The following is a 23,972-nucleotide window of genomic DNA, read 5'->3' as shown; positions in this document are numbered from 1 at the left end:
TTTTCTTTATTCTAGCGCAGATTGAGCGTTTAGGGAATCACAATCGCTACAGAATAATCGCGAGAATTATAGGTAATGCGCCCACGGACAACGCTGTTGAGACCATGACCATCCCGGCAACCGCGTCGGAATCGGCATCGAACCGCTCGGCCAGCAAGTAAGAGGTTACTGCCACCGGAGTACACATCTGCAGCACCAGAACGCCAAAGGCCACGGCTTCGAGTTTGAAGATCAGCGCAACAGACCAGCCCAGGGCGAAACAGACAGCCAGTTTAAGAAATGACAGCCAGACCGCCTGACCCAGCCGGTGCGTTGTCAGCCGCGCAACCGCCACGCCCAGCGTTATCAGCATCAGGGGCACTGCCATCTGGCCCAACAATTCCAATGTGTTAGTCAGAAACAGGGGCGTCTGCCATCCGCGCCACAAAAACAGCGCCCCCAATAGGGTGGCCCAGACCATCGGTTCGCGCACGACTTTGCCGAACGCGCCTTTTCCGGCCACAAGGTAGATGCCGTACGTAAACGAAAACAACGCTGTTACTGACAGGAAAATGACCGCATAGCCCAACCCGGCCTGGCCAAAGGCGAAAATGCACAAAGGAAGACCCAAATTTCCGGTATTTCCGAATATCAGCGGCGAAAGATAGGTGCGCTGTTCAAGTTTCAGCCCCCGGACGATCAGCCAAAAGACCGCTGCCATCACCAGATTGGCAACGATTGTCGCAACGGTAAAACGGGAAAGATCGCCGCCCGGAATGTCGGTTTGCATCAGCGCCACAAAGATCAGGCTGGGCACAGCAAGGGTCATGGCAAAGCGGGTGACGAATTGCAGGCGATACTCGAATCCCAGCTTGACCCAGGCAAAGCCGATGCCCGCCAGAACAAAGACCGGGGCCACGATTTCGAATACTGTCAGCAAGAGGTTCACAGACTGTTTCCCTTATTTACGGATCAATGATTGGCATTTCCGCCCGGAAAGAGGTAGTAAGTTCAATGGGGGCATAAACTATGCTGAAGACACACGCCAAGTATGGCCTGGGACAGGTCGTCCGTCATAAAAAACATCCCTTCCGAGGGGTGATTTTTGACGTGGACCCCGAGTTTGCGAACACGGAAGAATGGTATCAGGCCATCCCCGAAGACAGCCGCCCGATCAAGGACCAACCGTTTTACCACTTGTTGGCGGAAAACGATCAATCCTTCTATGTGGCTTATGTTTCTGAACAAAATCTGGTCGCCGACCAATCGGGTGAGCCGGTTGAACACCCCGATATTCCCGATATGTTCGGTCCGTTTGAAAACGGCGCCTATCCGCTCCACTTCCATCTGAACTAAGGGTGCTTGGCCGGGTGTCGGCCCGTCAGTACCCAAGGGCGCACCCGTCTTTTCGCGGGTCGCTTGCGCCTTGAAGAACGCCATCCTCACAGATTCGAATGGCTTGTGCGCCGCCCAACGGCGTTTCTGGAATCTCTACAGTGTGCCCTAAATCACGTAATTGTTGGATGGTGCTGGGCGAAATTCCGCGTTCCAGCTTTAATACGCCATTGTCGGCAAAGGCGCGCGGTGCCTCGATGCTGGCCTGAAGGCCCAACCCGTGGTCCGTCAAATTTGACACAAACCGGGCGTGGCCGGTGGGTTGATAGGCGCCACCCATCACGCCGAACGGCATCAGCACACGACCTTTTTGCGTCAACAGCCCCGGAATGATTGTGTGCATGGGGCGTTTGCCGCCGCCCAGTTCATTCGGATGACCCGATTGCAGGGTAAAGCCTGCGCCTCGGTTTTGTAGCAGAATGCCGTATTTTTCGGATGCGATCCCCGAACCGAAGCTGTGAAAGATGGAATAGATCAGCGAAACCGCCATTCTGTCCCGATCCACAACGGTGATATAGACGGTGTCCTTGTGAATCGCCTCGGTCAGCGGGGCGGCGGCGGGCATGGCGCGTTTCGGGTCGATTAGCGCGGCCAGCCTGTCGGCCACATCCTGATCCGTGAACCGATCCGCATGTGTTGTATGATCGGGATCGGCGATAAAGCGGTTGCGCGCGTCATAGGCGAGTTTCGAAGCCTCCGCCTCAATATGCAAACGCTGCGCCCCGAACAGGTCCATGCTGGCTAGGTCGAAGTTCTTGAGGATATTCAGCAAAAGAATGGCCGTGGCGCCCTGGCCATTTGGTGGATGTTCAACCAAATCCAACCCATTGTAGTCACCTCTGACAGGCTGTGTTTCAGTGCATGCGGTGGCCAGAAAATCCTCAATCGTGTGAACGCCGCCGAGTTGGGTGAGTGCAGCGACCATGTCCTCGGCGATGTCACCGGAGTAAAACGCATCCCGCCCGGTACGAGCAATCTGGCGCAAGACTTCGGCTTGCCCTCGAGAGCGAAACACCTGCCCAGTTTTAGGAGCACTGTCATTGATCAGGTATTGCGTCCGCGCGGCCCCCTGTAGAGTGGCTGCCCCTGTTTCCCAATCAAACGCCACCCTTGGGGCAACCGGCACCCCAGCTTCGGCATAGTGAATGGCGGGTTGCAAAATGGCCTCAAGCCCCAGTTTGCCCTCGGTTTGCGCCAGATGACAGAACGCATCGACGGCGCCGGGAACGGTTACAGCGTCTGCTGTGTTCAAAGGCACTTTTGTCAGCCCCTGCGACCGCAGTTTTTCTGCGCTAGCTGCTGCAGGCGCGCGGCCCGAACCATTCAGGGCGCGTATCTGATCCTCACCCGCCCGGTTGTACAGCACGAAACAATCGCCGCCCAGCCCGGTCATCTGAGGTTCACAAATACCCAGCAGCACCGCCCCGGCGATGGCGGCATCCATTGCGTTGCCACCCTGAGTAAGAATGTCCACAGCGACCTTTGCGGCCAAGGGATGCGACGTGGCGCACATCCCTTCGGTCGCCAGAACTTCGGATCGACCCGGTGAGTGAAAATCCCGCATGACATTATTCCCCGATTGAACGCGCCGAAGGTATCGCGCAGTCCGGGGTTGTCCAGTCAAATCAAAGGGAAGTTCCTCGGCGCCGTTCACTGGGTGGGGGCTGTGACACGTGGCGCCGAGGGAAGCTATCTGAGCTACAGGTACTGTTTTGCCCTTTGTTTGGGGCGTTACAATGGTTCGATCTGGGCCTTATTGTGACGTTTTCTTGCCGTCAGACAGGTTCTGGAAAGTCAAAGCGCAGCGACAAACGGTTACAACCATTGCTTCGTTCATAGCGGATATCGCTGGTCAGTTCATGGATTAGAAACCAGCCGAACCCACCTTCGGGCAGGTCTTCGATGGTCGATCCCAATGATGCCGGGATGCCGTCAGGTACCCGAAATCCGGGCAATGGGTTGCCGGTGTCCGAGATCAGAATCTCAAGCCAGTTCTGATGCAGGCGGCACCGAACCTTCACCTTGGCCGGAGTTATGTCGGCATAGGCGTGTTCGACCACATTATTGATTGCTTCGGCCAGCGCGATTTTTACATCACCCGCCTTGTGCGCCGGAAGCCCATGCGTCGCCAACCCCCGGCTGAGTTGCGCGATCCCGTCACTGGCCTCAGTCTCAGTTGCTGCGAAGCTCAGATCTAAACACTTGCCGTTGTACATGGGCATCGCGCCTATTCAGATAGTCAATTAGGTCAATCCGCGGAGATCGACAGGGCATCATCCAGGGTTGGATACAGTTTGAACACCGTGTCCATACGGGTCAGGCGGAATACCTTTTCAACAAAAGGGTGCAGCCCAGCCAGGTCCAGCCTGCGCTCATTTCCAAGCTGTTTCATCGAGGCGACGATAGCACCCAAGCCACTTGAATCTATGAACTCGACACTGGTCAGGTCCAGCACTACGCGCGTGGCCCCGCCTTCGGCCTGATTGCGCATATCTTCCTTGAACTGGATGGCCATGGCCGCATCAATCCGGTCGGAATGCACTTTGATAATTTGGGTTGCGTCGGTCGTTGTGCTGGTCAAGGCCATGCGCGACGGTCCTCTAATATGAAACTCGCTAGTAGAAATACGCTAGACGACAATTCTTACCATTCGGTATCCATCAAAGCTGAAAGAGGAGGATCATCGCGATGAAACAGGTTGTTATCGCGGGGGCGGCGCGGACGCCCATGGGCGGGTTTCAGGGTATGTTCGACGGTATTGCCGCTGCTGAATTGGGCGGGAGCGCCATTCGTGCTGCGCTGCACGGCGCGGGCGCTGAAACGGTCGACGAAGTGCTGATGGGCTGTGTTCTGCCCGCCGGTCAGGGCCAGGCCCCGGCACGACAGGCCGGATTTGCGGCGGGATTGGGTGAAGAGGTGCCCGCAACAACCCTGAACAAGATGTGCGGGTCGGGAATGAAGGCTGCCATGATTGCCTTTGACCAGATTGCTCTGGGTCACGCTGATACGATGATCGCAGGTGGCATGGAGAGTATGACCAACGCCCCTTACCTGTTGCCGAAAATGCGCGGCGGTGCGCGCATCGGGCATGGTCAGGTGGTTGACCATATGTTTCTGGACGGCCTCGAGGACGCCTATGACAAAGGCCGCCTGATGGGCACCTTCGCCGAGGATTGCGCCGAAGCCTATCAATTCACGCGAGAATCGCAGGACGAATATGCGCTGCAGTCGCTTTCCAACGCCCTGTCTGCACAGGAAAGTGGTGCCTTCGAGGGTGAGATCACACCTGTTACCTCCAAGACCCGCAAGGGCGAGGTCACTTTTGCCCAAGATGAACAGCCGCAATCCGCCCGGCCAGATAAAATCCCGACGCTGAAACCTGCCTTTCGTAAGGATGGGACGGTCACGGCAGCCAATTCGTCATCGATTTCTGACGGGGCAGCCGCGTTGCTACTGGCTTCGGCTGAGGCGGCCGAAGCGCAGGGCCTGACTGTGCGTGCCCGGATCATTGGTCATGCCAGCCACGCGCAGGCCCCGGGTTTGTTCACGACCGCGCCGGTTCCGGCCGCACAGAAACTACTGTCGAATATCGGCTGGTCCAAAGATGACGTCGACCTGTGGGAGGTGAACGAGGCCTTTGCCGTTGTACCCATGGCCTTTATGCACGAAATGGGCCTGTCGCGCGACAAGGTGAACGTAAATGGCGGGGCCTGCGCTTTGGGGCATCCAATCGGCGCCTCGGGCGCGCGGATCATGGTCACTCTGCTCAACGCGCTGGAAAAGCGGAACCTCAAACGCGGCGTGGCTGCCATCTGCATCGGTGGCGGCGAAGGCACGGCCATCGCCATCGAACGCGTTTGACGCTTGGGTTTATTCCACATACTGCGGGATGAACCTTTTCCAAAGAGCTCAATCATGACCGCCGATTACGACACGCTTGCTAAAACCATCGCCGCCCTGACCGAAGGTGAAACGGATCAGGTTGCCCTAATGGCGACAATTACCTGCGAGGTGCATCACGCCGATGACCGGTTCGACTGGACTGGCTTTTACCGCGTGACCCAGCCCGGTTTGTTAAAGATCGGTCCCTATCAGGGTGGGCACGGCTGTTTGGTCATCCCGTTCGACCGGGGCGTCTGTGGTGCTGCCGCGCGGACTGGCGAAGTGCAGCTTGTGCCGGATGTCGAAGCCTTTCCGGGTCACATCGCCTGTGCGACGTCCACCCGGTCAGAATTGGTGCTGCCAGTGCGGGACGCATCGGGAAAGGTGATAGCGGTGTTCGACATCGACAGCAATCAGCCGGACGCATTTACCGATCAGGACGCCACAGCGCTTGGCGCCATTCTGACCGACGTTTTTGCAAGATGAATTCAGCCGGGACATGTCCCGGCTGATTGATGTTCAAAAAGGGTCGCGATTTATCAGCTTGCCAGGATCTTGGCCTTTTGCGCGGCGAATTCCTCTTCCGTCAGGTGGCCGCTCTCCTTGAGCTTGGCTAGCCGTTCCAATTCATCCGCGGCGGATACGCTCGCGACCGAGCGGATGTAATCCTTCTGCGCCTCTTCTATCTGATTCATGGTCTCGACATTGTGCTGGTGCATCTTATCCCCGCGCACGATGAGATAGCACAGCACGCCCAACCAGGGGATCAGGATCACAAAGGCGATCCACAACGCTTTGCCACCGCCGCTCAGGTCCTTTGAGCGGAAGACATCGGCAACGACCGAAATCATCACCCAGAACCAGGCAACCATCAGGAACAACCAGAAGATTGACCAGACTATATCGAAGAAACCGATCCCATTTTCCATATTCATCCAACCCTTTGCATAAAAAATAGAAATCTCTGCGCACAGAGACACCTATTTGTAACAGACAGTTGGCGATATGGTTAGATATTGATTTAGGTGAATATAATATTTTTAGAGTAGTTTTTCCGAGGCTTCGGTCACCACCAAGAATACTAGAATCATTTGAACTCCAGTTATCGCGAACAGCCAGACTGAGAACCCGCGTTTGCGGGTTTTGTGCCTGAAAATCCATCGCCCGACCACTGCGCCGGGGCTGCCACCAAGCGCGGCCAGCCATAATAGGCGGCGTTCCGGCACCCGGTTTTTGCGCCGTCGTGCGCGGGCCTTGTCCCAGCCAAAGGCCAATAGTGTCAGGGTGTTGATCCCCCATAAATAGATCACTGCAATCCACATGCGAAAGGCATACCAAGCAAACTGATCAAGTGAAATGAAAAAACTCTTGGAAATTTCATGATTCTCAGCCATCGTGAAAAAGGAGAGGATATTTTCACAAGAATCGGAGCGGCCCTGGTGAATACCCAAGCCCCCCACAGCGCGACACTTGGTGCGGATATCCGCGCCCTGCGCAAGGCGCGAGGGTTGACCTTGACCGAGATTGCAGCGCGGCTGAACCGGTCGGTCGGATGGCTCAGCCAGGTTGAGCGCGACATGTCCGATCCCTCGATCTCGGACCTGCGCCAGATTGCTGAGTGTCTGGGTGTGCCGATGTCGATGCTGTTTGCGCATTCCTCGGTGCCGGTGGCCGAACAGGGTTATGTGGTGCGCGCCGGATCGCGCCGTCCGATGGGCTCGGGTGAGGAAGGGTTGATCGAAGAATTGCTTTCGCCCGATCTGACTGATGATTTCGAGATGGTACATTCCACATTCGAGCCACGCTCCAGCATGCAGAAACCGGCCAATCGGCCGACGCAAGAGGTTGGTTACATGATCTCTGGCCGATTGGATCTGACCATAGGCTCCAACCAGTTCACGGTGGGGCCGGGTGACAGTTTCCGCATCCGGCATGAACCCTATCAATGGGACAACCCCTATGATGAGCCCGCCGTGGCCATCTGGGTCATCGCCCCGCCGGTGTACTGATGAGTTTCGAGGCCTGGACCATATTCGCGCTGTTTTGGGTAGTGTTCGTAACTACGCCTGGGCCGAATGCGGTCAATTGTATTTCGAATGGGATGAGCCTGCCGTTTCCAAAGGCGATGCTTGGCGTTCTGGCAATCCTGACGCAGGCCAGCGCGTTTCTGATCCTGTCAGCGCTGGGTGTGACCGCGCTGATCGCGGCCTCTCCAACCGGGTTCTTCATCGCAAAGCTGGTGGGCGCGGGTTTCCTGATCTGGGTGGGTATTCGTGGCTGGATGAATGCTACGAAACCTGCGCCAGTTTCGGAACGGCCTGCACGTCATGTCTATCTGCACGCGCTGGCCGTGGCGACGATCAACCCCAAAAGCGTGGCTGGATATCTGGCGGCCTTTTCGCAATTCGTGCAGCCCGAGGTGCCGATCTGGCAGCAGATGGGGGTGATCATGCCCACCGCGCTGGTCATCACCACGCTCAGCTATACCGGGTTCACCTTGCTGGGTGCGCTGATGGGCAAGGCGGCACTGGGGGCGGTGTTCAACATCTGGGTGCGCCGGGTCATGGCGACCTGTTTCATCATCTATGGCGTGTTGCTGGGGGCCAGCTCCACGCCCGCAACAAGGGGGTAATGACATGCAAGCCGGTTCCTGCCTGTGCGGCGCGGTCGCGTTCACGATTGACGGAGAGTTGTCGCCGCCCTCGGCCTGCCATTGCGGTCAGTGCCGCAAGCAATCAGGGCATTATTGGTCTTCGACCTCGACCAATCAGGACAACCTCAGCTTCGCTGCCAGCGATACGCTGAACTGGTTCCGTGCCTCGGACATTGCTCGGCGTGGCTTTTGCAACGCCTGCGGTTCGTTCCTGTTTTGGCAGCACAATGACGAAGACACGATTTCGATTTCCATGGGCGCACTGGATGAGCCCACAGGACTGCACCTCGCCCGGCATATCTTTGTCGCTGACAAGGGCGATTACTACGACATCACAGACGATCTGCCCCAACGGGCACAGTAACAAGGATCAAGACCAATGAGCGATTTTCCGACAAAAGCCCGCGTGGTTGTTATCGGTGGCGGTGTGGTGGGAGCCTCCTCGCTGTACCATCTGGCCAAGAAAGGCTGGACCGACTGCGTTCTGCTGGAAAAGAACGAGCTGACCGCAGGCTCGACCTGGCACGCGGCGGGTAACGTACCGACTTTCTCGACCTCATGGGCGATCATGAACATGCAGCGGTACTCGACCGAGCTGTATGCGCGGCTGGGTGAAGAAGTCGACTATCCGATGAACTATCATCAGTCCGGCTCGATCCGTTTGGCGCACAGCAAAGAGCGGATGCAGGAGTTTGAGCGTGCCATGTCGATGGGCCTGTACCAGGGCATCCCGATGGAGATGTGGACCCCAGAAGAGGCCAAGGAACGCTATCCCTTCCTTGAAACGCATGATCTTGAGGGCGTGCTGTATGATCCGACCGATGGTGACATTGACCCGGCGCAGTTGACACAGGCGTTGGCCAAGGGTGCCCGCGACATGGGACAAAAGATCATCCGGTTCTGCCCGGCAACCGGCGTGACCCAGCATGATGACGGCACCTGGACCGTACACACTGACAAGGGCGATATCGCCTGTGATTATGTGGTCAACGCTGCTGGATATTACGCGCAACGCGTGGGTGAGTGGTTCAAGCCTTACGGTGGCCGCACTGTGCCCGCGATGGTCATGAGTCACCAGTACCTGCTGACCGACGAAATCCCCGAGGTTGAAGAATGGTCCAAGGAAAACGGCGGCAAGAAGCTGCCGCTGCTGCGCGACGTAGATATCTCGTACTACCTGCGGCAAGAGAAGCACGGTTTCAACCTTGGCCCGTATGAGCCCAACTGCAAGGGCCACTGGATGAGCGAAGACGACCCGATGCCCGAAGATTTCTCGTTCCAGCTTTGGAATGACGATCTGGATCGGATTGAGGACATCGTCACCGACGCGATGGAGCGGGTGCCGCTGATGGCAACCTCGGGCGTTGGTCGCGTGATCAACGGCCCGATTCCTTACGCGCCGGACGGTCTGCCACTGATTGGCCCAATGCCGGGCGTCAAAAACGCGTTCGAGGCGCACACCTTTACCTTCGGCATCGCGCAAGGCGGTGGTGCAGGCAAAGTGCTGGCCGAATGGATTGTCGATGGTCACACCGAATGGGATATGTGGGCCGTCGATCCGCGCCGCTATACCGATTACACCGATCAGGATTACTGCAACCAGAAAGGGCTTGAGGTCTATGGCAACGAATACGCCATGCACTATCCCCAACACGAATGGCCGGCCGCACGCGACAAGAAACTGTCGCCGGTCCACGCCAAGGTGAAGGAACTGGGCGGCGTCATGGGAGTATATAACGGTTGGGAACGGGCCAACTGGTTCGCACAACCCGGCGATGACACCTCGCTTGAAGCCACCCATACCTGGGGCCGCTCGGGCCCGTGGGAGCAGCGCGTCAAAGAAGAATGCGAGGCTGTACGCGACCATTGCGGTGTGTTGGATCTGCCGGGCTTTTCGCGCTTTATGGTCAAAGGCGAGGGCGCGGCCGAGGCGTTGCGCGGGCTGGTCGCGGGTGGTCTGCCCAAGGTCGGCCGCATCAATTTGGTTTATATCTCGGACGATCGGGGCCGGATCCTGACTGAGATGTCCTGCCTGCGTTTGGGCGAGGATGAGTTCGTCATGATAACGGCCGCAACGGCGCAATGGCATGACCGCGATATTCTGGTGAATGCGATGCCTGCTGGTGTTTCGGTCGAGGATGTCACCACCACACGCGATACACTGATCGTCACCGGACCGAAATCGCGGGATATCCTGTCGGGTTTGACGGATGCCGATCTGACCACAGGTTGGCTGACCCACCAAGCGGCCACCGTCGCCGGGCAACCTGCCTATTTGATCCGCGTGTCCTTTGCCGGCGAGCTGGGCTGGGAAGTGCATGCCCTGAACGAGCATATGCCTGCGATCTATGACGCGATCATTGATGCCGGGGCCAAGCCGTTTGGTATGTATGCCTTGAATTCGCTGCGGATCGAAAAGGGATATCGCGCCTGGAAAGGCGACCTGTCGACCGACTATTCGCTGCTGGAAGGTGGACTGGGGCGGTTCGTCAAGCTGGACAAGCCGCAGGACTTCCCCGGCAAGGCCGCGATCCAGAACGAAAAACAGCAGGGCGTGAAGAAATCCTTTGTCACCCTGACTGTGGACGCAGGCGATTGCGACGCACCCTACATGTCTTGCATTTGGCAGAATGGTGAGATCGTTGGCGAAACCACCTCGGGCGCATGGGGCTACCGTGTTGGCAAATCCATTGCGCTGGGCATGATCAAGGCCGAGCTTGCCAACCCCGGCACCGAACTTGAGGTCGAAATTTACGGCCGGAAATGCCGCGCCGTGGTAGAAGAGGATCAACCGCTGTGGGATCCTCAGAACGAGCGGCTGCGCGCCTAACCCCTGTCGGAGGAGCCATGAGCAAGCGATATTCCAAATTGGGGCCCGGTGAGGGTCCCAACTATGACTGGGAAAACGACCATACGTTCGTAAAGGTTTCGGCCCGGGATACGAATGGCGCCTATACGCTCATGGAAGACAATCTGAAGGCCAGCTTCGCGCTTGGCCTTCATCGCCACGATACCCATGCCGAGTCCTTCTATTTCTTGGAAGGTGCAGTGGATTTCTATGTCGACGGTGACTGGCATCGATGCGGTCCGGGTACCACGATGCATGTCCCGCCAGGGGTTCCGCATGCTTGTCGCGTGGCCGATGGGGCACCGGCGCGGATGCTGATGATTTTTCAGCCTTCGGGGTTTGACGGTTTCCTTGCAGAACTTTCGACTATGACCAACGCCGATTTCGCTGATGAGGCTAAGATGGCAGCACTAAACGCCCGCTATGACATCATCCCGATGGGTCCCGTTCCGTCGCATCCAGACGATCAGGCATAAAGGCAGTATCTGATGACGACACCCACAGTCATGTCCGGCGTTTTTCTGACCCAACACGGCGGACCCGAGGCGTTGGAATGGCGCGACGACCTTCCGGTACCGCAACCGGGTCCGGGGCAGGCGCTGGTTCGGGTGTTGGCCGCCGGGGTGAACAACACGGATATCAATACGCGGGTCGGCTGGTATTCCTCGGATGTGACAGGCGCGACGGATTCTGTTGATCAGAACGTCGATGCCGGAGGTTGGGGCGGTGCGCTGCAGTTTCCACGCATTCAGGGTGGTGATCTGTGTGGTGTCGTTGAACAAGTGGGTTCAGGGGTGGCGTTCCAACCGGGCCAACGCGTGACCTGCCCGATCAACCTGCCCCGCCCCAGACCCGGTCATCCGACCGGTTTCGTTGCGCTGGGCTCGGAGTTGGACGGCGCATTTGCGCAATACTGTCTGGTTGAGGCGGATGATCTGTACGACGTCAGCGCCTCGCCCCTGTCTGACGTGGAAATCGCCGCCATCCCCTGCGCCTTTGGCACGGCCGAGAACCTGCTGGCCCGCGCAGGTGTGACCTCGGGGCAAAAGGTGCTGATCACCGGCGCGTCAGGTGGCGTCGGTCTGGCGGCCGTACAGCTGGCGGTGTTGCGGGGGGCAACCGTCTGGGGCGTGACCAGCCCGTCCAAGGCCGAAGTGGTCAAATTACAGGGCGCCGCGGATACGTTCGACCGTGATGCCGCACTGCCAGCCGATATGTTCGACGTGGTGATCGACGTTGTGGGCGGCCCGGCATGGCCCGGCCTGATCCTGGCGTTGAAACCGGGTGGACACTACGCGGTTTCCGGTGCCATCGCCGGCCCGATCGTAAAGGCCGACCTGCGAGATATCTATTTGCGCGACATCACCATTCACGGCTGTACGCATCAGGCGTTCGAGGTGTTCGGACGGCTGGTTGAGATGATCAATGGCGGGCGCATCATGCCCTTGATCGCAAAGACTTATCCGCTAAAGGACATCGCAACCGCGCAGGCTGATTTTCAATCCAAGGCGTTTGCGGGCAAACTTGTGCTGATTCCCTGAATAGGATGAGATATGGCGGATATCACTCTTCTGGATGGCTCAATCGGACAGGAACTGGTCAAGCGCAGCGGGGACCGGGCCACGCCACTGTGGTCGACGCGGGTGATGATCGACTATCCCGAACTGGTGGGTGACGTACATAACGACTACTTTCGTCGTGGTGCGACTGTCGCCACCACAAACACCTATGCCGTCCACCGCTCGCGTCTGGTGCGGGTGGGGATGGAGGATCAGGTGCCGACCCTGATCGACACCGCCCTAACGCAGGCCGAGCGGGCCCGTGCGGGAACTGAGGGACGTATTGCCGGGTCTCTAGGGCCGCTTTTGGCTTCGTACCGGCCCGACCTGAACCCTGACCCGACAGATGCGGCGAATAAGTTTCGGGAGCTAGTGTCGCTGATGGCCACGCGCGTCGATCTTTTCCTGATTGAAACGGTGTGTTCGGTGCAGGAAGCCCAAGGTGCTTTGCGCGGCACCGAAGGCTGCGGCAAACCTGTCTGGTTGGGGCTGTCGGTGATGGATGAGGACGGAACCCGCCTACGCTCGGGCGAGCCGTTGAGGGATATCGAACCGGTTGTGGCACGCTTTGCGCCCGACGCCATCTTGATCAACTGTTCGCGTCCCGAGGCGATTCCCGCGGCGCTGCCGATCATTGCGCAGATGGGCAGCCCGTTCGGGGCCTATGCCAACGGGTTCACCGGAATATCAGAAGGATTTCTGAAAGACGCACCCACAGTCGATGCATTGGAACAACGTCAGGATCTTGGACCTGATGCCTATGCCGATCACGCCATGGCCTGGGTGGCGCAGGGGGCGACGATTGTGGGTGGCTGTTGCGAAGTTGGCCCGGATCACATCGAAACGCTGGCCGGCCGGCTGCGCGCAGCCGGCCACCGGATTGTCTGAGGAAAAGGCGATGCGGACACGCTCGGACAACTTACCGCAGACACAGCAGCACTTCGATATCCTTGTGGCACCCGGCTATGTGTTGTTGGAACTGGCCTCGCTGGTCGAAGTTCTGCGACTGGCCAACCGCGTCTGTCCGACCCCTCCGTTCACCTATGCCTATCGGTCACTGAAAGGCGGCCCGATTTCCAGCAGCAGCGAGGCGATGGTTCAAACTGATCCTATCCCGGGGCAGCCCAAGGCGGATTACCTGTTCGTGATCGGCAATTCTGACCCGGATCACCCTGACCTTTCACTGGGGCGTGTCGTGTCGAGTTATACGTTCCGCGGGGCCAAGGTGTTCCTTCTGGCCGAGGCCGCCAGCCGCTATATCAACGAACACGGCACGGGCGACATGGCGACCCATTGGGAGAACGCCTCGTTCCTGCGTGAGCGCGGCGCACGGTTCGAGGCCAAGCTGTCCATTGCCACCGAACAGGGCGCGGTGGTGACCTGTGCCGGGATGGAGGCGACAACAGATGTGGCGCTGGCGGTGATCGGTCGCCATATCTCGGGACCTGCCAAGATGACGGTGGCCGATATCATGCTACATGAAAACATCCGCGATTTTTCATCAATGCAGCCGTTTTCCGGGGCGAAACTGACCGCGACGGGCGACGCCAGACTGGATCAGTGCATCAAGCTGATGCAGGCCAACATTGAAGACCCGATGCCAATCCATCAGATCGTCGAGTCGCTGCACCTGTCGAACCGGTCGCTAGAGCGGAAGTTCAAAACCTTTTTCGGTACCACGCCCAATGGATTCTATCGTGAAATGCGACTGGCCAAGGCCAATAACCTGCTGCTGAACACCACAATGAGCGTTCGTGAAATCGGGCTTGCCTGCGGATTTCCCAACGGTTTTTCCTCTGTCTACAAAAGCTTCTTCGGGGTTACGCCCTTTGTTGTAAGGCGGGAAAAACGGGCCGCGATACAACGGTGAAAATCGCCAATACAGTGACGGTTTTGGCGCATTTATTGTCGATCTTCCGTGGCATTTTGGCGCAAACCTGACACATCGGAGATTCTCAGGATGGTTGATCTTCCCAGCAAGGCCAAAGTGGTCATCATCGGCGGCGGCGTCATCGGATGCTCGGTCGCATATCATTTGACCAAGAAGGGCTGGAACGACGTTGTGCTGCTGGAGCGCAAGCAACTGACCAGCGGCACCACATGGCATGCCGCCGGTCTGATCGCGCAGCTGCGCGCCACGGCGAACATGACCAAGTTGGCGAAATACAGTCAGGAGCTTTACGGCTCGCTTGAGGAAGAGACCGGTGTGGCCACCGGTTTCAAACGCTGCGGGTCGATCACCGTGGCGTTGACCGAAGAGCGCAAGGAAGAAATCTATCGCCAGGCCGCCATGGCTCGCGCTTTTGGGGTGGAAGTCGAAGAGATTTCCAACGAACGCGTTCAGGAACTGTATCCGCATATCAACCTCGAAGGTGTGACGGGCGCGGTTTACCTGCCGCTGGACGGGCAGGGCGATCCGGCGAACATTGCGCTGGCTTTGGCCAAGGGCGCACGCCAACGCGGTGCGGTTGTCAAAGAGCGGGTGAAGGTTGCCGATATCGTCAAGCAGGGCCGCAAGGTGACCGGTGTCGATTGGGTTGCGGATGACGGCAGTGCCTCGGGTCATATCGAATGTGACATGGTGGTGAACTGTGCGGGAATGTGGGGGCATGAGGTCGGTCGCATGGCGGGCGTCAATGTTCCGCTGCACGCGTGCGAACACTTCTATATCGTCACCGAGAGTATTGACGGGTTGACCCAGTTGCCGGTGCTGCGGGTGCCGGATGAATGCGCCTATTACAAGGAAGACGCAGGAAAAATCCTGCTAGGGGCCTTTGAGCCCAACGCCAAGCCTTGGGCGATGAACGGCATCCCTGACACGTTCGAGTTTGACCAGCTGCCTGAAGATTTTGATCACTTCGAACCGATCCTCGAAGCTGCCTGTGAACGGATGCCGATGTTGGCCGAGGCCGGTATCCATACCTTCTTTAACGGACCGGAGTCTTTCACACCCGATGATGCATACCATCTGGGCCTCGCGCCCGAGATGGACAATGTCTGGGTTGCCGCGGGGTTCAACTCGATCGGTATCCAGTCCGCCGGTGGCGCGGGTATGGCGCTGGCTGAATGGATGGATACGGGCGAGAAGCCGTTTGATCTGGGCGATGTGGACATCAGCCGGATGCAACCTTTCCAGGGCAATAAGCAGTATCTGTTTGAACGCTCTAAGGAAACGCTGGGCCTGCTTTATGCCGACCACTATCCCTATCGCCAGAAAGCCTCCGCGAGGGGTGTGCGGCGGACCCCGTTCCACCATCATCTGCTGGAACAGGGCGCCGTGATGGGCGAATTGGCTGGTTGGGAGCGCGCCAACTGGTTTGCCAATGAAGGGCAAGAGCGAGAATACCATTACAGCTGGAAGCGCCAGAACTGGTTCGAGAACTCGGCCACCGAACACCACGCCGTGCGTGAGAATGTGGGCATGTACGATATGTCCTCGTTCGGTAAAATCCGCGTCGAAGGACCGGATGCTGAGAAGTTCATGAACTATGTCGGCGGCGGCGACTATGCGGTGCCGAATGGCAAGATCGTCTATACTCAGTTTTTGAACCGCACCGGCGGGATTGAGGCGGACGTGACTGTCACCCGGTTGACGGAAACTTCCTATCTGGTGGTCACTCCGGCGGCGACCCGTCTGGCGGACCAGACCTGGATGATGCGTCACGCAGGCAACTTCAACGTAGTCATCACCGATGTCACCGCGGGCGAGGGCGTTCTGGCCGTTATGGGCCCGAATGCGCGCGCGCTGCTTGAAAAGGTCTCGCCAAGCGACTTCTCGAACGCAATCAACCCGTTTGGCACCGCGCAAGAGATTGAGATCGGGATGGGTCTGGCCCGCGCGCATCGCGTGACCTATGTGGGTGAGCTTGGTTGGGAAATCTATGTTTCATCCGACATGGCAGGGCACGTGTTTGAAACCCTGCATGAGGCCGGGCAGGACATGGGTCTGAAACTGTGTGGCATGCATATGATGGACAGCTGCCGGATCGAGAAGGGCTTCCGCCATTTCGGTCATGACATCACCTGTGAGGATCACGTGGTCGATGCGGGCCTGGGCTTTGCCGTGAAGGTCGACAAGGGCAGCGACTTTATCGGCCGCGAGGCGGTGATTGCGCGCAAGGAAAACGGGCCCAAAAATCGCCTGGTCCAGTTCAAATTGACGGACGCCGAACCGCTGCTGTTCCACAACGAACCGATCATCCGGGATGGCGAATATGTGGGCTATCTGAGTTCAGGCAACTATGGCCACACGTTGGGTGGTGCCATCGGTCTGGGCTATGTCCCGTGTGAGGGTGAGAAGGCAGTAGATGTGCTGGCCTCGACCTACGAGATCGACGTGTGCGGTGTGAAGGTCAAGGCAGAGGCTTCGCTGAAGCCGATGTATGACCCGAAATCCGAACGCGTTAAGGTGTAATCAAATTGTCGGGGCGCTGCGGCGCCCCGCTCGATTTTGGTGCCTGCCTGTATTGGCACGACGTATCAGATTTCCTGATGACCCTCTTCACAGTTTTCGCGGTTTCCAAGCTAGTCTGATTTGCCGTAGAGAAATACGGTATCAGTCGGAGACCCGCCGTGGCAGACGCCCCCCTAGCATCGAACAATGCAGACACGCCCAAAGGGCTTGCGCTGGCTGTGACGGCCTATGTCCTGTGGGGATTTTTGCCCCTGTATATGAAGGCACTGTCGCACGTTGGCCCGGTTGAGATTGTTGCGCATCGCGTCATCTGGTCGGTGCCTGTGGCCGGGTTGTTGCTTGTGGCGCTGGGGCGTACGCGGGATCTGAAAACGGCGCTGGTAAACCCAAAGATGTTAGGGATGGCTTGCCTGACGGCAGCGCTGATCTCGGTTAATTGGGCAATCTATGTCTGGTCGATTGCCAATGACCGGGCTTTGGATGCTGCGCTGGGATATTACATCAACCCGTTGTTCAGCATTGCGCTGGGCGCGGTTCTGCTGCGCGAGCCGTTGACGAAAACGCAGCTGATGGCAGTGGCGATTGCGGCCCTTGGAGTGCTGGCTTTGATCATCGAGGCGGGTAGCCTGCCGTGGCCAGCACTGGGGTTGATGGTAACGTGGGGATTTTATGCCTTTTTCAAGCGGTCACTGCCCATTGGCCCCAACCAAGGCTTTTTGCTTGAGGTCCTGATCCTGCTGATCCCGGCGTTGATGTACGTCACGTGGTTGGGTGTGAAAGGTACTGGCAATTTTGGGGTGGGTGCATCGGACACCTTGCTGCTGGCTGCGGCAGGGGTAGTGACGGCGGTGCCCCTGCTGGTTTATGCCAATGGGGCCAAGCTGGTACGGTTGTCGACCATGGGTATTCTGCAATACATCGCTCCGACCATGATTTTCATCACCGCCATTACCGTGTTTGGTGAACAGATTGACCGAGGACGCATGATTGCATTTCCTCTGATCTGGACGGCTCTGGTGGTGTATTCGATTCCGATGATCCGGCAGATGCGGACTCAGGCTTGAAGTAGAAGACGGGCCGCCTCTTCGGCCCAGATCGCATAGGTTTTTGGACTTGGGTGATATCCGTCCGGCGCGACCAGTGCCGGATCGTCGGCCAGATCCATCGCCAGATACCGCGCCTGCGCGAAGCTGGCCGCAACATGCCGTAGGCCCTGATCCAACCGTCTTGCCTGATGGCCTAAGACCCAGGCCAGCGGCTGCGGCAGGGCCGGGAACCGGTTCATCTGCGGTACCGCTGTGACGGCCAATCGTTTTACGCCCAGAGGGCCGGTCAAATGCTTCAACAATTGGGTCTGGCGGTCCACGAAGCGCTTGTACGTCACGCCGCGCGTCACGTCATTTACACCGAGCGCTGTCACTGCCATGTCGAACTGGCCGCTCAGGCCGCGCAATCGGTCAATCGTATCCTGAGTTGTGTGTCCAGTGGTGGCCTCAAGCCGCCATTCGACCGTGTAGTGACTGGCCAGTCGGGACACGAGATGCCCGGACAGCGCTTGCGCCTGTGTCCCCGCACCGACCCCGGCGGCCGAGCTGTCGCCCGTGATCAGCAAACGCAGTCGGGGCCCACGCCCGTCACGCCCTTCGCGCGGGCCAATTGGTTCCGGCAGCAATTGGGCGTTGCGGCGCACCGACAGGCCCTGCATCGCCAGAACCGGCAGTAAGGGCACACGCAACAGCTGATCCGGGGCAAAAGGCATGGTCAGTTGAGCGCGTTCTTGAATTCTAGGAACCGCGCATCGGTCATGATCCGCGCCATCATCGCCTCGCGCAGGGCACCGATGGTTTTGTGGGGGCGCATGACGACCTCGAATTCCTGGATCAGTCCATCATCGTTCAGGGTGATCAGATCGACACCCACCGCATCCAGGTCACCGACCTTGCACTGAAACTCCAACGCCCAGTCCTTGCCCGCACCCAGCACACGGCGATAGCGGAAGTCCGAGAACACTTGCCCCACGTGCCCCAGTACCGCCGCCACCGGTGTGCGCCCTGTCCAGGTACTGTAATAGGTGGGCGGTGAAAACCGCACATCCTCGGCCAGCAACTCGTGGATCAGGCTTTCATCGCCCTTGGCCACCACTTCTTGCATGTGTTTGATCGTGGGGTGCATGGTCTCTCCTTCCGTATTGGAGCGAGAGTTGCTGAACCGTTCCGTTCAGGCAAGCGCGACGTTGCGGGAGGTCGCGCGCTGCGATAGGCAGGCGCGCATGAGCGAGACCTATGATCCCCCGATGACCCCCTTGGACGTGTTGCACGAGGATGCGCAGCTAATTGTGGTGAACAAGCCCTCGGGCTTATTGTCCGTGCCGGGGCGGGGCGAGCATCTGGCCGATTGCTTGCTGACGCGGGTTCAGGCGACGTTTCCGCAAGCGCTGTTGGTGCATCGGCTGGATCGGGACACTTCTGGCGTCATGGTCTTTGCTCAGACACCCCACGCTCAGCGGCATCTGAGCATGCAGTTCGAAAATCGTCAGACCCGCAAGACCTATGTGGCGCGCGTCTGGGGGCGGGTCGAGGACAAGACCGGAACCGTCGATCTGCCGCTGATCGTGGACTGGCCCAACCGCCCGCTTCAGATGGTGTGTCATGAGACCGGCAAAGCGGCCGTCACCGACTGGCGCGTGGTCAAGCATGAAGGCGAAACAACCCGCATGCGGCTGTTTCCAAAGACCGGCCGGTCGCACCAACTTCGGGTACATATGCAGGCGCTGGGTCACCCGATCCTGGGTGACCCGTTCTATGCCGAAGGTGCGGCGCGGCAATTCCCGCGCCTGATGCTGCATTCCGAAGAGCTACGCCTGAAAAGCCCCGAAGGCGGGGTTGCAACGAAGTTTCGCGCCAAGGCGGATTTCTGATCCTAAGCCGTGCTGGTCCAGAACAGTTTCAGATTGCCCAGTGAAAACCGCTTCGCTCGTTTCTTAGGGGCGCAAGGTCGGCGAGCGGCCATGATTTCGCGTTCGATTTCAAAGGCACGCAGGGTGTGATCCTGCGCCCAGCGGTCCAATTTCAGGGTCATCATCACGTGATTGTCGCGGCTTGGCATGGGAATTCTCCTTTCAACTGATCCCAAGTCTGGCCCATCACTCCTGACACCACCCTGTCAGGGGGGTGTGCTAGTGTGTCAGCAGATCAATCGGAGACCCCCATGCGTCGTTCGACACGCCTGTTTGAAATCATCCAGATTTTGCGTTCAGCCGAAACGCCGGTGACGGCCGAGATGTTGGCAGAAAAGCTGGAGGTGTCCGCGCGCACCGTCTATCGCGACATTGCGGCCCTTCAGGCGCAACGCACCCCGATCGAGGGAGAGGCTGGTGTCGGCTATCTGATGCGACGCGGCTATGACCTGCCACCGCTGAATTTCGATGCCGAAGAGGTCGAGGCCCTGTGGGTCGGCCTGTCGATGCTGGCACGGACCGGGGATAGCACGCTGCAGCAGGCCGCCGACCGTGTGTGCCGCAAGATCGAGGCGTTGCGCGTGCCGACAGACTGGTTGCAGGTTGCCCCATGGGGGGCGCCGATGGATGATCCTGAAAAGGGTTGCGTACCGGTTGTGAACTATCGCGAGGCCATACGGAACGAGCGCAAAATCCGCATCACCTATGTCAACGCCAACGAAGATCGGACCGAACGGATCGTCCGGCCCGTTGCGCTGATCTATCATATCGAGTGCACCATGCTGGCCGCGTGGTGCGAGTTGCGGAACGGGTTCCGCCACTTCCGTACCGACCGTATCTGGGCCTGCGAGTTGATTGACGATCACTTTTGCGGGCAGGGTGAGCCGTTGCGCGCGATCTGGCAGGAACAGAATCACTGGGATGTCCCCACAGGTACGTCGTAATTGGCAGGTATTTGCCGATTTCACTTGATTGTTGCTTGAGCCCACCTGCGGGCAACGCGATATACTGCGCCAAACAATACGCGCCCGAAGAACGGGCGCCGGAGCAGAAGGTGATATCATGACGATTTCCAAATTTGTTTTGTCTGCCGGGCTATCCTCGGCTCTGGTCTTGGCGGCCTGTACGGACCCTGGCACGCTGAACCTGCCATCCGACCCCAATCAGAACACCAGACAAGGTGCGATTCTTGGCGGTCTGGTCGGGGCCGGAGTTGGCGCCATTGCAAACGACTCGGATCCGCTGTTGGGCGCGCTGGCAGGTGGTGCCATCGGTGCTGCAGGTGGTGGTCTGGTCGGCAACCAACTGGACAAGCAGGCGGCGGAACTGCGTCAGCAGCTGGCCAATCAGGGCATCACCGTCACCAATGCCGGAGATCGCCTGATCGTCACCGTGCCGAATGATATCAGCTTTGACACTGACAGCGCGACCGTGCGCCCGGCGCTGCGCGCCGATCTGGTGCGGGTAGGGCAGAACCTGACGCGGTATCCGAACTCGAACATTCAGGTCATCGGCCATACCGACAGCGATGGCGAGGCGTCCTATAATCAGGCCCTGTCCGAACGCCGTGCACGGTCCGTGGCAGATATTCTGCAGGCCAATGGGGTGAGCAGCGCCCGTCTCACGACTATCGGGCTGGGGGAAAACCGCCCCGCTGCGTCGAACCTGACGCCCGAAGGCAAGGCTCGCAACCGCCGGGTTGATATCGAGATTGTCCCCAGCGGCCAAACCTGACGAAACGGGGCACCTGCGGGTGCCCCTTTTTCGCACATTGACTGCGCGTCACATGGGCTTTGGTGCGCGCGTGCTTTGGGTTAGCTGTTGGGAAACCCAAACCGGAGTTCCCCAATGTCCGCACCAATCCTTCTGAGCCTGTCCGGTTCGCTGCGTCAAAGCGCCACCAACCGCAAACTTCTGCGCGAGGCGGCGCGGCTGTTCGACCCCGGCACCCATATCGAAGCCGACCTGAACCTGCCGCTCTATGATGGCGATCTGGAGGATGGTGAAGGCATTCCCGCGCCTGTTCAAACTCTGGCCGATCAGATCGCGCAGGCGCATGCGGTGATCATTTCCACACCCGAATACAACAAAGGCCCGTCAGGCGTGCTGAAAAACGCGTTGGACTGGGTCAGCCGAACCGAGGGCCGCCCCTGGGCTGACAAGCCGGTCGCCGTGATGTCGGCGGCGGCGGGTCGTGCCGGGGGTGAGCGCGCGCAGATGGTGTTGCGTGGCTATATGGTGCCGTTCCAGCCGCGCATCCTGCAAGGGCCCGAGATCCATCTGGCCAACAGCTCTAACGAGTTTGATGAACATGGAAAACTGACCAGCGACCGCTATGAAAGCAGCTTGCGAACCCTGATGGAGAAGCTGCGGGCCGAGGCGGGGTTCTAACGCTTGTTCACACAGGTCGGGCTGCCTAATCTACGGCCATGGCAGAGGAAATTCAGACCGATGTGATTGACCCGGCCCGTGCCGCAGCATTTCAGGTGGCGCTGGGGCAGGAGGGGACGGTGACCGACGGAACGCCGTTACCACTGTTTTTTCATCAGCTCTATTTCTGGTCGCCTCGCCCGCCGTCCGAATTGGGTCGTGATGGTCACCCCAAGGTTGGCGGGCTGATCCCCGATATGGGACTGCCACGCCGGATGTGGGCCGGAGGGCGATTGGATTTTAATGCGCCATTGATTGCGGGCCGCAGTGCCAAACGTCGGTCGATCTGCGACAGTGCAACCTCAAAAAAAGGGCGCAGTGGGCCGCTGGGATTTGTGACTTTACGGCATGAAATCTGGCAGGGGGATACCCATTGTCTGACCGAATGGCAGGATCTGGTGTACCGTCAAGACCCTTCGCCAGATCAGGTCAAGCCCGCCCCACCCACGGCGCGCACCGATGAAACCGACCGGCGCGAGGTCACGTTCGATTCCACCTTGCTGTTTCGCTATTCGGCGCTGACCTTCAATGGCCACCGTATCCATTACGATCTGGATTATGCCCGCGATGTCGAAGGTTATGCCGGACTGGTCGTGCATGGCCCGCTGCTGGCGCAGCTGCTGATGTTGTTTGCCGAAGAATTGATGGGGCCTTTGGCGCGGTTCTCATTCCGTGCAACCGCGCCGTTGATGCATTTTGAAACCGCGACCTTGTGCCGGGAAGGGAAAACCCTGTGGGTGAGTGGCCCCGATGGGCGGCAATGTATGATCGCCGAAGCTGTTGCCCGGTCAGAGTGAGGCTTCAGGCCGGAAATCGTCGGGGATGTTATCGCGTCCGTCCAGAACCAGATCGGCCATGGCCTCGGCCACTTTGGGTGCCATGCCAAAGCCGATCTTGAAGCCTCCATTGGCGATGAACTGCCCCTGATGTAGCGGGTGTTCCCCCAGCATCGGTGCACGACTTTTGCTGCGGGGGCGCACACCGGCCCAGCGGTCGATGACCTCTGCCCCATGCAATACAGGCACCGCGCGGGTGGCGCGATCCAGCACATCATCCAGCGCGGCATCCGTACTGGCCGGGTCATCATATTCGCGTTCCGAGGTCGAGCCGATCGCCAGTGTGCCATCCGCATGGGGGACGATATGGATCGCATCCGCAAACAGCTGTGGCACTTCCCCAGCATCGAACCGCAACAGCGCAGCCTGTCCCTTGACGCCATTGCCGACGGTTTTGCCGAAGGCTTGGCTAAGTTCCAGTAATCCGGCCAGACCAGTGGCATGGACAACCTGCCCCTTGTTCGGCGCGTCTGTCACCACCTCGACACCCATCACCGCAAGCGCAGAAACCAGCGCAGCGCAGGCGCGGCGGGGGTGCATCCGGGCACTTAGCGTATCGTGGATCACGAAACCGGTTGGGCTGGGTGGGCACCATGACCCAAGCGTATCAGTCGCAACAACACGCCATTCGGCGTGACCCTGCCACAGCTTGTCCGCCGTAGCCGCGCGGGCATGGGCAAGCTCCAAGGTGCGGGCGTCAGTGACGGGCTGCAACCGGCCCAGACGCGCATACCCGGCGGAAACCCCGCCGGTGGCTTCGACCTGTTTCCAGAAGGGTTCGGCCAGGATCAGGCTGTCGAATTGAAAGGCCTTCTTGGCGTTCCAGTTTTCGGGCACATGCGGGGCCAACGCGCCGACCAAACCACCGCTGGAGCCTGATCCGGGACCGAACGGATCGACAACCTGCACCTTGGCGCCGCGCCGGGCGCAGGTCCAGGCAATGGACAGGCCAAAGATGCCCGCGCCGCGCACCGTTACATCGACCATTGCCATTCCCCTTATCCTTGTTCAGTGTCGCGC

General features: G+C 58.9%; 28 protein-coding genes. 18 read left to right on the top strand and 10 right to left on the bottom strand.

Features of this window, described 5'->3' with window-relative positions:
* Positions 1-46: 46 nt before the first annotated feature.
* Positions 47-928 (bottom strand): AEC family transporter, encoded by an 882-nt coding sequence (locus tag ACR0AL_RS16400; protein WP_480663871.1) that lies wholly within the window; start codon positions 926-928, stop codon positions 47-49.
* Between the two features lie 80 nt (positions 929-1,008).
* Between ACR0AL_RS16400 and hspQ the strand changes: the two genes are divergently transcribed.
* Positions 1,009-1,335, top strand: coding sequence for a heat shock protein HspQ (gene hspQ / locus ACR0AL_RS16395; protein WP_170398253.1), 327 nt, complete (start codon positions 1,009-1,011; stop codon positions 1,333-1,335).
* A 25-nt stretch (positions 1,336-1,360) separates the two neighbouring features.
* Here hspQ and ACR0AL_RS16390 read toward each other — a convergent pair whose 3' ends face one another.
* The 3 genes from ACR0AL_RS16390 to ACR0AL_RS16380 form a co-directional block, all read right to left on the bottom strand.
* Complete coding sequence (locus ACR0AL_RS16390) at positions 1,361-2,938, bottom strand: gamma-glutamyltransferase family protein (RefSeq protein WP_480663869.1); 1,578 nt, start codon at positions 2,936-2,938, stop codon at positions 1,361-1,363.
* Between the two features lie 211 nt (positions 2,939-3,149).
* On the bottom strand, positions 3,150-3,590 hold the full coding sequence (locus ACR0AL_RS16385; protein ID WP_170362338.1) for an ATP-binding protein: 441 nt from the start codon (positions 3,588-3,590) through the stop codon (positions 3,150-3,152).
* 32 nt (positions 3,591-3,622) lie between these two features.
* Complete coding sequence (locus ACR0AL_RS16380; protein ID WP_170351037.1) at positions 3,623-3,961, bottom strand: STAS domain-containing protein; 339 nt, start codon at positions 3,959-3,961, stop codon at positions 3,623-3,625.
* Between the two features lie 101 nt (positions 3,962-4,062).
* On the opposite strand from ACR0AL_RS16380, the gene ACR0AL_RS16375 reads away from it, so the two are divergent.
* Both ACR0AL_RS16375 and ACR0AL_RS16370 read left to right on the top strand, forming a co-directional pair.
* Positions 4,063-5,235, top strand: a complete 1,173-nt coding sequence (locus tag ACR0AL_RS16375) for an acetyl-CoA C-acyltransferase (protein ID WP_170351036.1) — start codon at positions 4,063-4,065, stop codon at positions 5,233-5,235.
* Positions 5,236-5,289: 54 nt separating this feature from the next.
* Positions 5,290-5,742 (top strand): GAF domain-containing protein, encoded by a 453-nt coding sequence (locus ACR0AL_RS16370; protein WP_170362335.1) that lies wholly within the window; start codon positions 5,290-5,292, stop codon positions 5,740-5,742.
* Positions 5,743-5,795: 53 nt separating this feature from the next.
* Here ACR0AL_RS16370 and ACR0AL_RS16365 read toward each other — a convergent pair whose 3' ends face one another.
* Together ACR0AL_RS16365 and ACR0AL_RS16360 are read right to left on the bottom strand one after the other, a co-directional pair.
* Positions 5,796-6,191 (bottom strand): SHOCT domain-containing protein, encoded by a 396-nt coding sequence (locus tag ACR0AL_RS16365; protein WP_170378302.1) that lies wholly within the window; start codon positions 6,189-6,191, stop codon positions 5,796-5,798.
* Between the two features lie 105 nt (positions 6,192-6,296).
* Entirely contained in the window at positions 6,297-6,707 is a 411-nt protein-coding gene (locus tag ACR0AL_RS16360) for a DUF1294 domain-containing protein (protein WP_254428568.1), read from the bottom strand.
* On the opposite strand from ACR0AL_RS16360, the gene ACR0AL_RS16355 reads away from it, so the two are divergent.
* From ACR0AL_RS16355 to rarD, 10 genes are all read left to right on the top strand, one after another.
* Positions 6,696-7,265, top strand: a complete 570-nt coding sequence (locus tag ACR0AL_RS16355) for a helix-turn-helix domain-containing protein (RefSeq protein ID WP_170378303.1) — start codon at positions 6,696-6,698, stop codon at positions 7,263-7,265. The genes ACR0AL_RS16360 and ACR0AL_RS16355 overlap by 12 nt on opposite strands.
* Positions 7,265-7,888, top strand: a complete 624-nt coding sequence (locus tag ACR0AL_RS16350) for a LysE family translocator (RefSeq protein WP_170378306.1) — start codon at positions 7,265-7,267, stop codon at positions 7,886-7,888. Before ACR0AL_RS16355 ends, ACR0AL_RS16350 begins: the two co-directional genes overlap by 1 nt.
* A 4-nt stretch (positions 7,889-7,892) precedes the next feature.
* Positions 7,893-8,273: a GFA family protein gene (locus ACR0AL_RS16345; protein WP_170378308.1), complete on the top strand. Its 381-nt coding sequence runs from the start codon at positions 7,893-7,895 to the stop codon at positions 8,271-8,273.
* Positions 8,274-8,288: 15 nt separating this feature from the next.
* Positions 8,289-10,739, top strand: coding sequence for a GcvT family protein (locus tag ACR0AL_RS16340; RefSeq protein WP_170351030.1), 2,451 nt, complete (start codon positions 8,289-8,291; stop codon positions 10,737-10,739).
* 17 nt (positions 10,740-10,756) lie between these two features.
* Complete coding sequence (locus tag ACR0AL_RS16335; RefSeq protein WP_170351029.1) at positions 10,757-11,233, top strand: cupin domain-containing protein; 477 nt, start codon at positions 10,757-10,759, stop codon at positions 11,231-11,233.
* Positions 11,234-11,245: 12 nt separating this feature from the next.
* On the top strand, positions 11,246-12,298 hold the full coding sequence (locus ACR0AL_RS16330; protein WP_480663866.1) for an alcohol dehydrogenase catalytic domain-containing protein: 1,053 nt from the start codon (positions 11,246-11,248) through the stop codon (positions 12,296-12,298).
* Positions 12,299-12,310: 12 nt separating this feature from the next.
* The gene (locus ACR0AL_RS16325) at positions 12,311-13,204 is read left to right on the top strand and encodes a homocysteine S-methyltransferase family protein (RefSeq protein ID WP_480663864.1); all 894 of its coding nucleotides are present in this window, start codon (positions 12,311-12,313) and stop codon (positions 13,202-13,204) included.
* 10 nt (positions 13,205-13,214) lie between these two features.
* Positions 13,215-14,186, top strand: coding sequence for a GlxA family transcriptional regulator (locus ACR0AL_RS16320; protein ID WP_480663862.1), 972 nt, complete (start codon positions 13,215-13,217; stop codon positions 14,184-14,186).
* A gap of 90 nt (positions 14,187-14,276) precedes the next feature.
* Positions 14,277-16,730 (top strand): GcvT family protein, encoded by a 2,454-nt coding sequence (locus tag ACR0AL_RS16315; RefSeq protein WP_480663860.1) that lies wholly within the window; start codon positions 14,277-14,279, stop codon positions 16,728-16,730.
* A 158-nt stretch (positions 16,731-16,888) separates the two neighbouring features.
* Complete coding sequence (gene rarD / locus ACR0AL_RS16310) at positions 16,889-17,794, top strand: EamA family transporter RarD (RefSeq protein ID WP_480663858.1); 906 nt, start codon at positions 16,889-16,891, stop codon at positions 17,792-17,794.
* On the opposite strand, the gene ACR0AL_RS16305 is transcribed toward rarD, so the two are convergent.
* Both ACR0AL_RS16305 and ACR0AL_RS16300 read right to left on the bottom strand, forming a co-directional pair.
* A complete protein-coding gene (locus ACR0AL_RS16305) occupies positions 17,785-18,489 on the bottom strand; it encodes an SGNH/GDSL hydrolase family protein (RefSeq protein WP_480663856.1) in 705 nt (234 codons plus the stop codon). The two genes, rarD and ACR0AL_RS16305, sit on opposite strands and share 10 nt — an antisense overlap.
* A 2-nt stretch (positions 18,490-18,491) precedes the next feature.
* The gene (locus tag ACR0AL_RS16300; protein WP_480663854.1) at positions 18,492-18,902 is read right to left on the bottom strand and encodes a nuclear transport factor 2 family protein; all 411 of its coding nucleotides are present in this window, start codon (positions 18,900-18,902) and stop codon (positions 18,492-18,494) included.
* Positions 18,903-18,999: 97 nt separating this feature from the next.
* On the opposite strand from ACR0AL_RS16300, the gene ACR0AL_RS16295 reads away from it, so the two are divergent.
* Entirely contained in the window at positions 19,000-19,647 is a 648-nt protein-coding gene (locus ACR0AL_RS16295) for an RluA family pseudouridine synthase (protein WP_480663852.1), read from the top strand.
* A 2-nt stretch (positions 19,648-19,649) separates the two neighbouring features.
* On the opposite strand, the gene ACR0AL_RS16290 is transcribed toward ACR0AL_RS16295, so the two are convergent.
* Positions 19,650-19,835 (bottom strand): hypothetical protein, encoded by a 186-nt coding sequence (locus tag ACR0AL_RS16290; protein WP_058283078.1) that lies wholly within the window; start codon positions 19,833-19,835, stop codon positions 19,650-19,652.
* 102 nt (positions 19,836-19,937) lie between these two features.
* Here ACR0AL_RS16290 and ACR0AL_RS16285 point away from each other — a divergent pair, with 102 nt between their 5' ends.
* The 4 genes from ACR0AL_RS16285 (at position 19,938) to ACR0AL_RS16270 (ending at position 22,913) form a co-directional block, all read left to right on the top strand.
* A complete protein-coding gene (locus ACR0AL_RS16285; RefSeq protein ID WP_170351019.1) occupies positions 19,938-20,630 on the top strand; it encodes a helix-turn-helix transcriptional regulator in 693 nt (230 codons plus the stop codon).
* 118 nt (positions 20,631-20,748) lie between these two features.
* Positions 20,749-21,420 (top strand): YiaD family glycine zipper/OmpA-like lipoprotein, encoded by a 672-nt coding sequence (locus tag ACR0AL_RS16280; protein WP_170351018.1) that lies wholly within the window; start codon positions 20,749-20,751, stop codon positions 21,418-21,420.
* A 114-nt stretch (positions 21,421-21,534) separates the two neighbouring features.
* Entirely contained in the window at positions 21,535-22,077 is a 543-nt protein-coding gene (locus ACR0AL_RS16275; RefSeq protein ID WP_170378327.1) for an NADPH-dependent FMN reductase, read from the top strand.
* Between the two features lie 38 nt (positions 22,078-22,115).
* Complete coding sequence (locus ACR0AL_RS16270; protein ID WP_480663850.1) at positions 22,116-22,913, top strand: HTD2 family dehydratase; 798 nt, start codon at positions 22,116-22,118, stop codon at positions 22,911-22,913.
* Here ACR0AL_RS16270 and ACR0AL_RS16265 read toward each other — a convergent pair.
* The gene (locus tag ACR0AL_RS16265; RefSeq protein WP_480663848.1) at positions 22,905-23,945 is read right to left on the bottom strand and encodes an NAD(P)/FAD-dependent oxidoreductase; all 1,041 of its coding nucleotides are present in this window, start codon (positions 23,943-23,945) and stop codon (positions 22,905-22,907) included. The genes ACR0AL_RS16270 and ACR0AL_RS16265 overlap by 9 nt on opposite strands.
* Between the last annotated feature and the right edge of the window lie 27 nt (positions 23,946-23,972).

This window comes from Ruegeria sp. BB1 (assembly GCF_056539465.1).
This window is presented reverse-complemented; position numbering and strand designations above follow the sequence as displayed.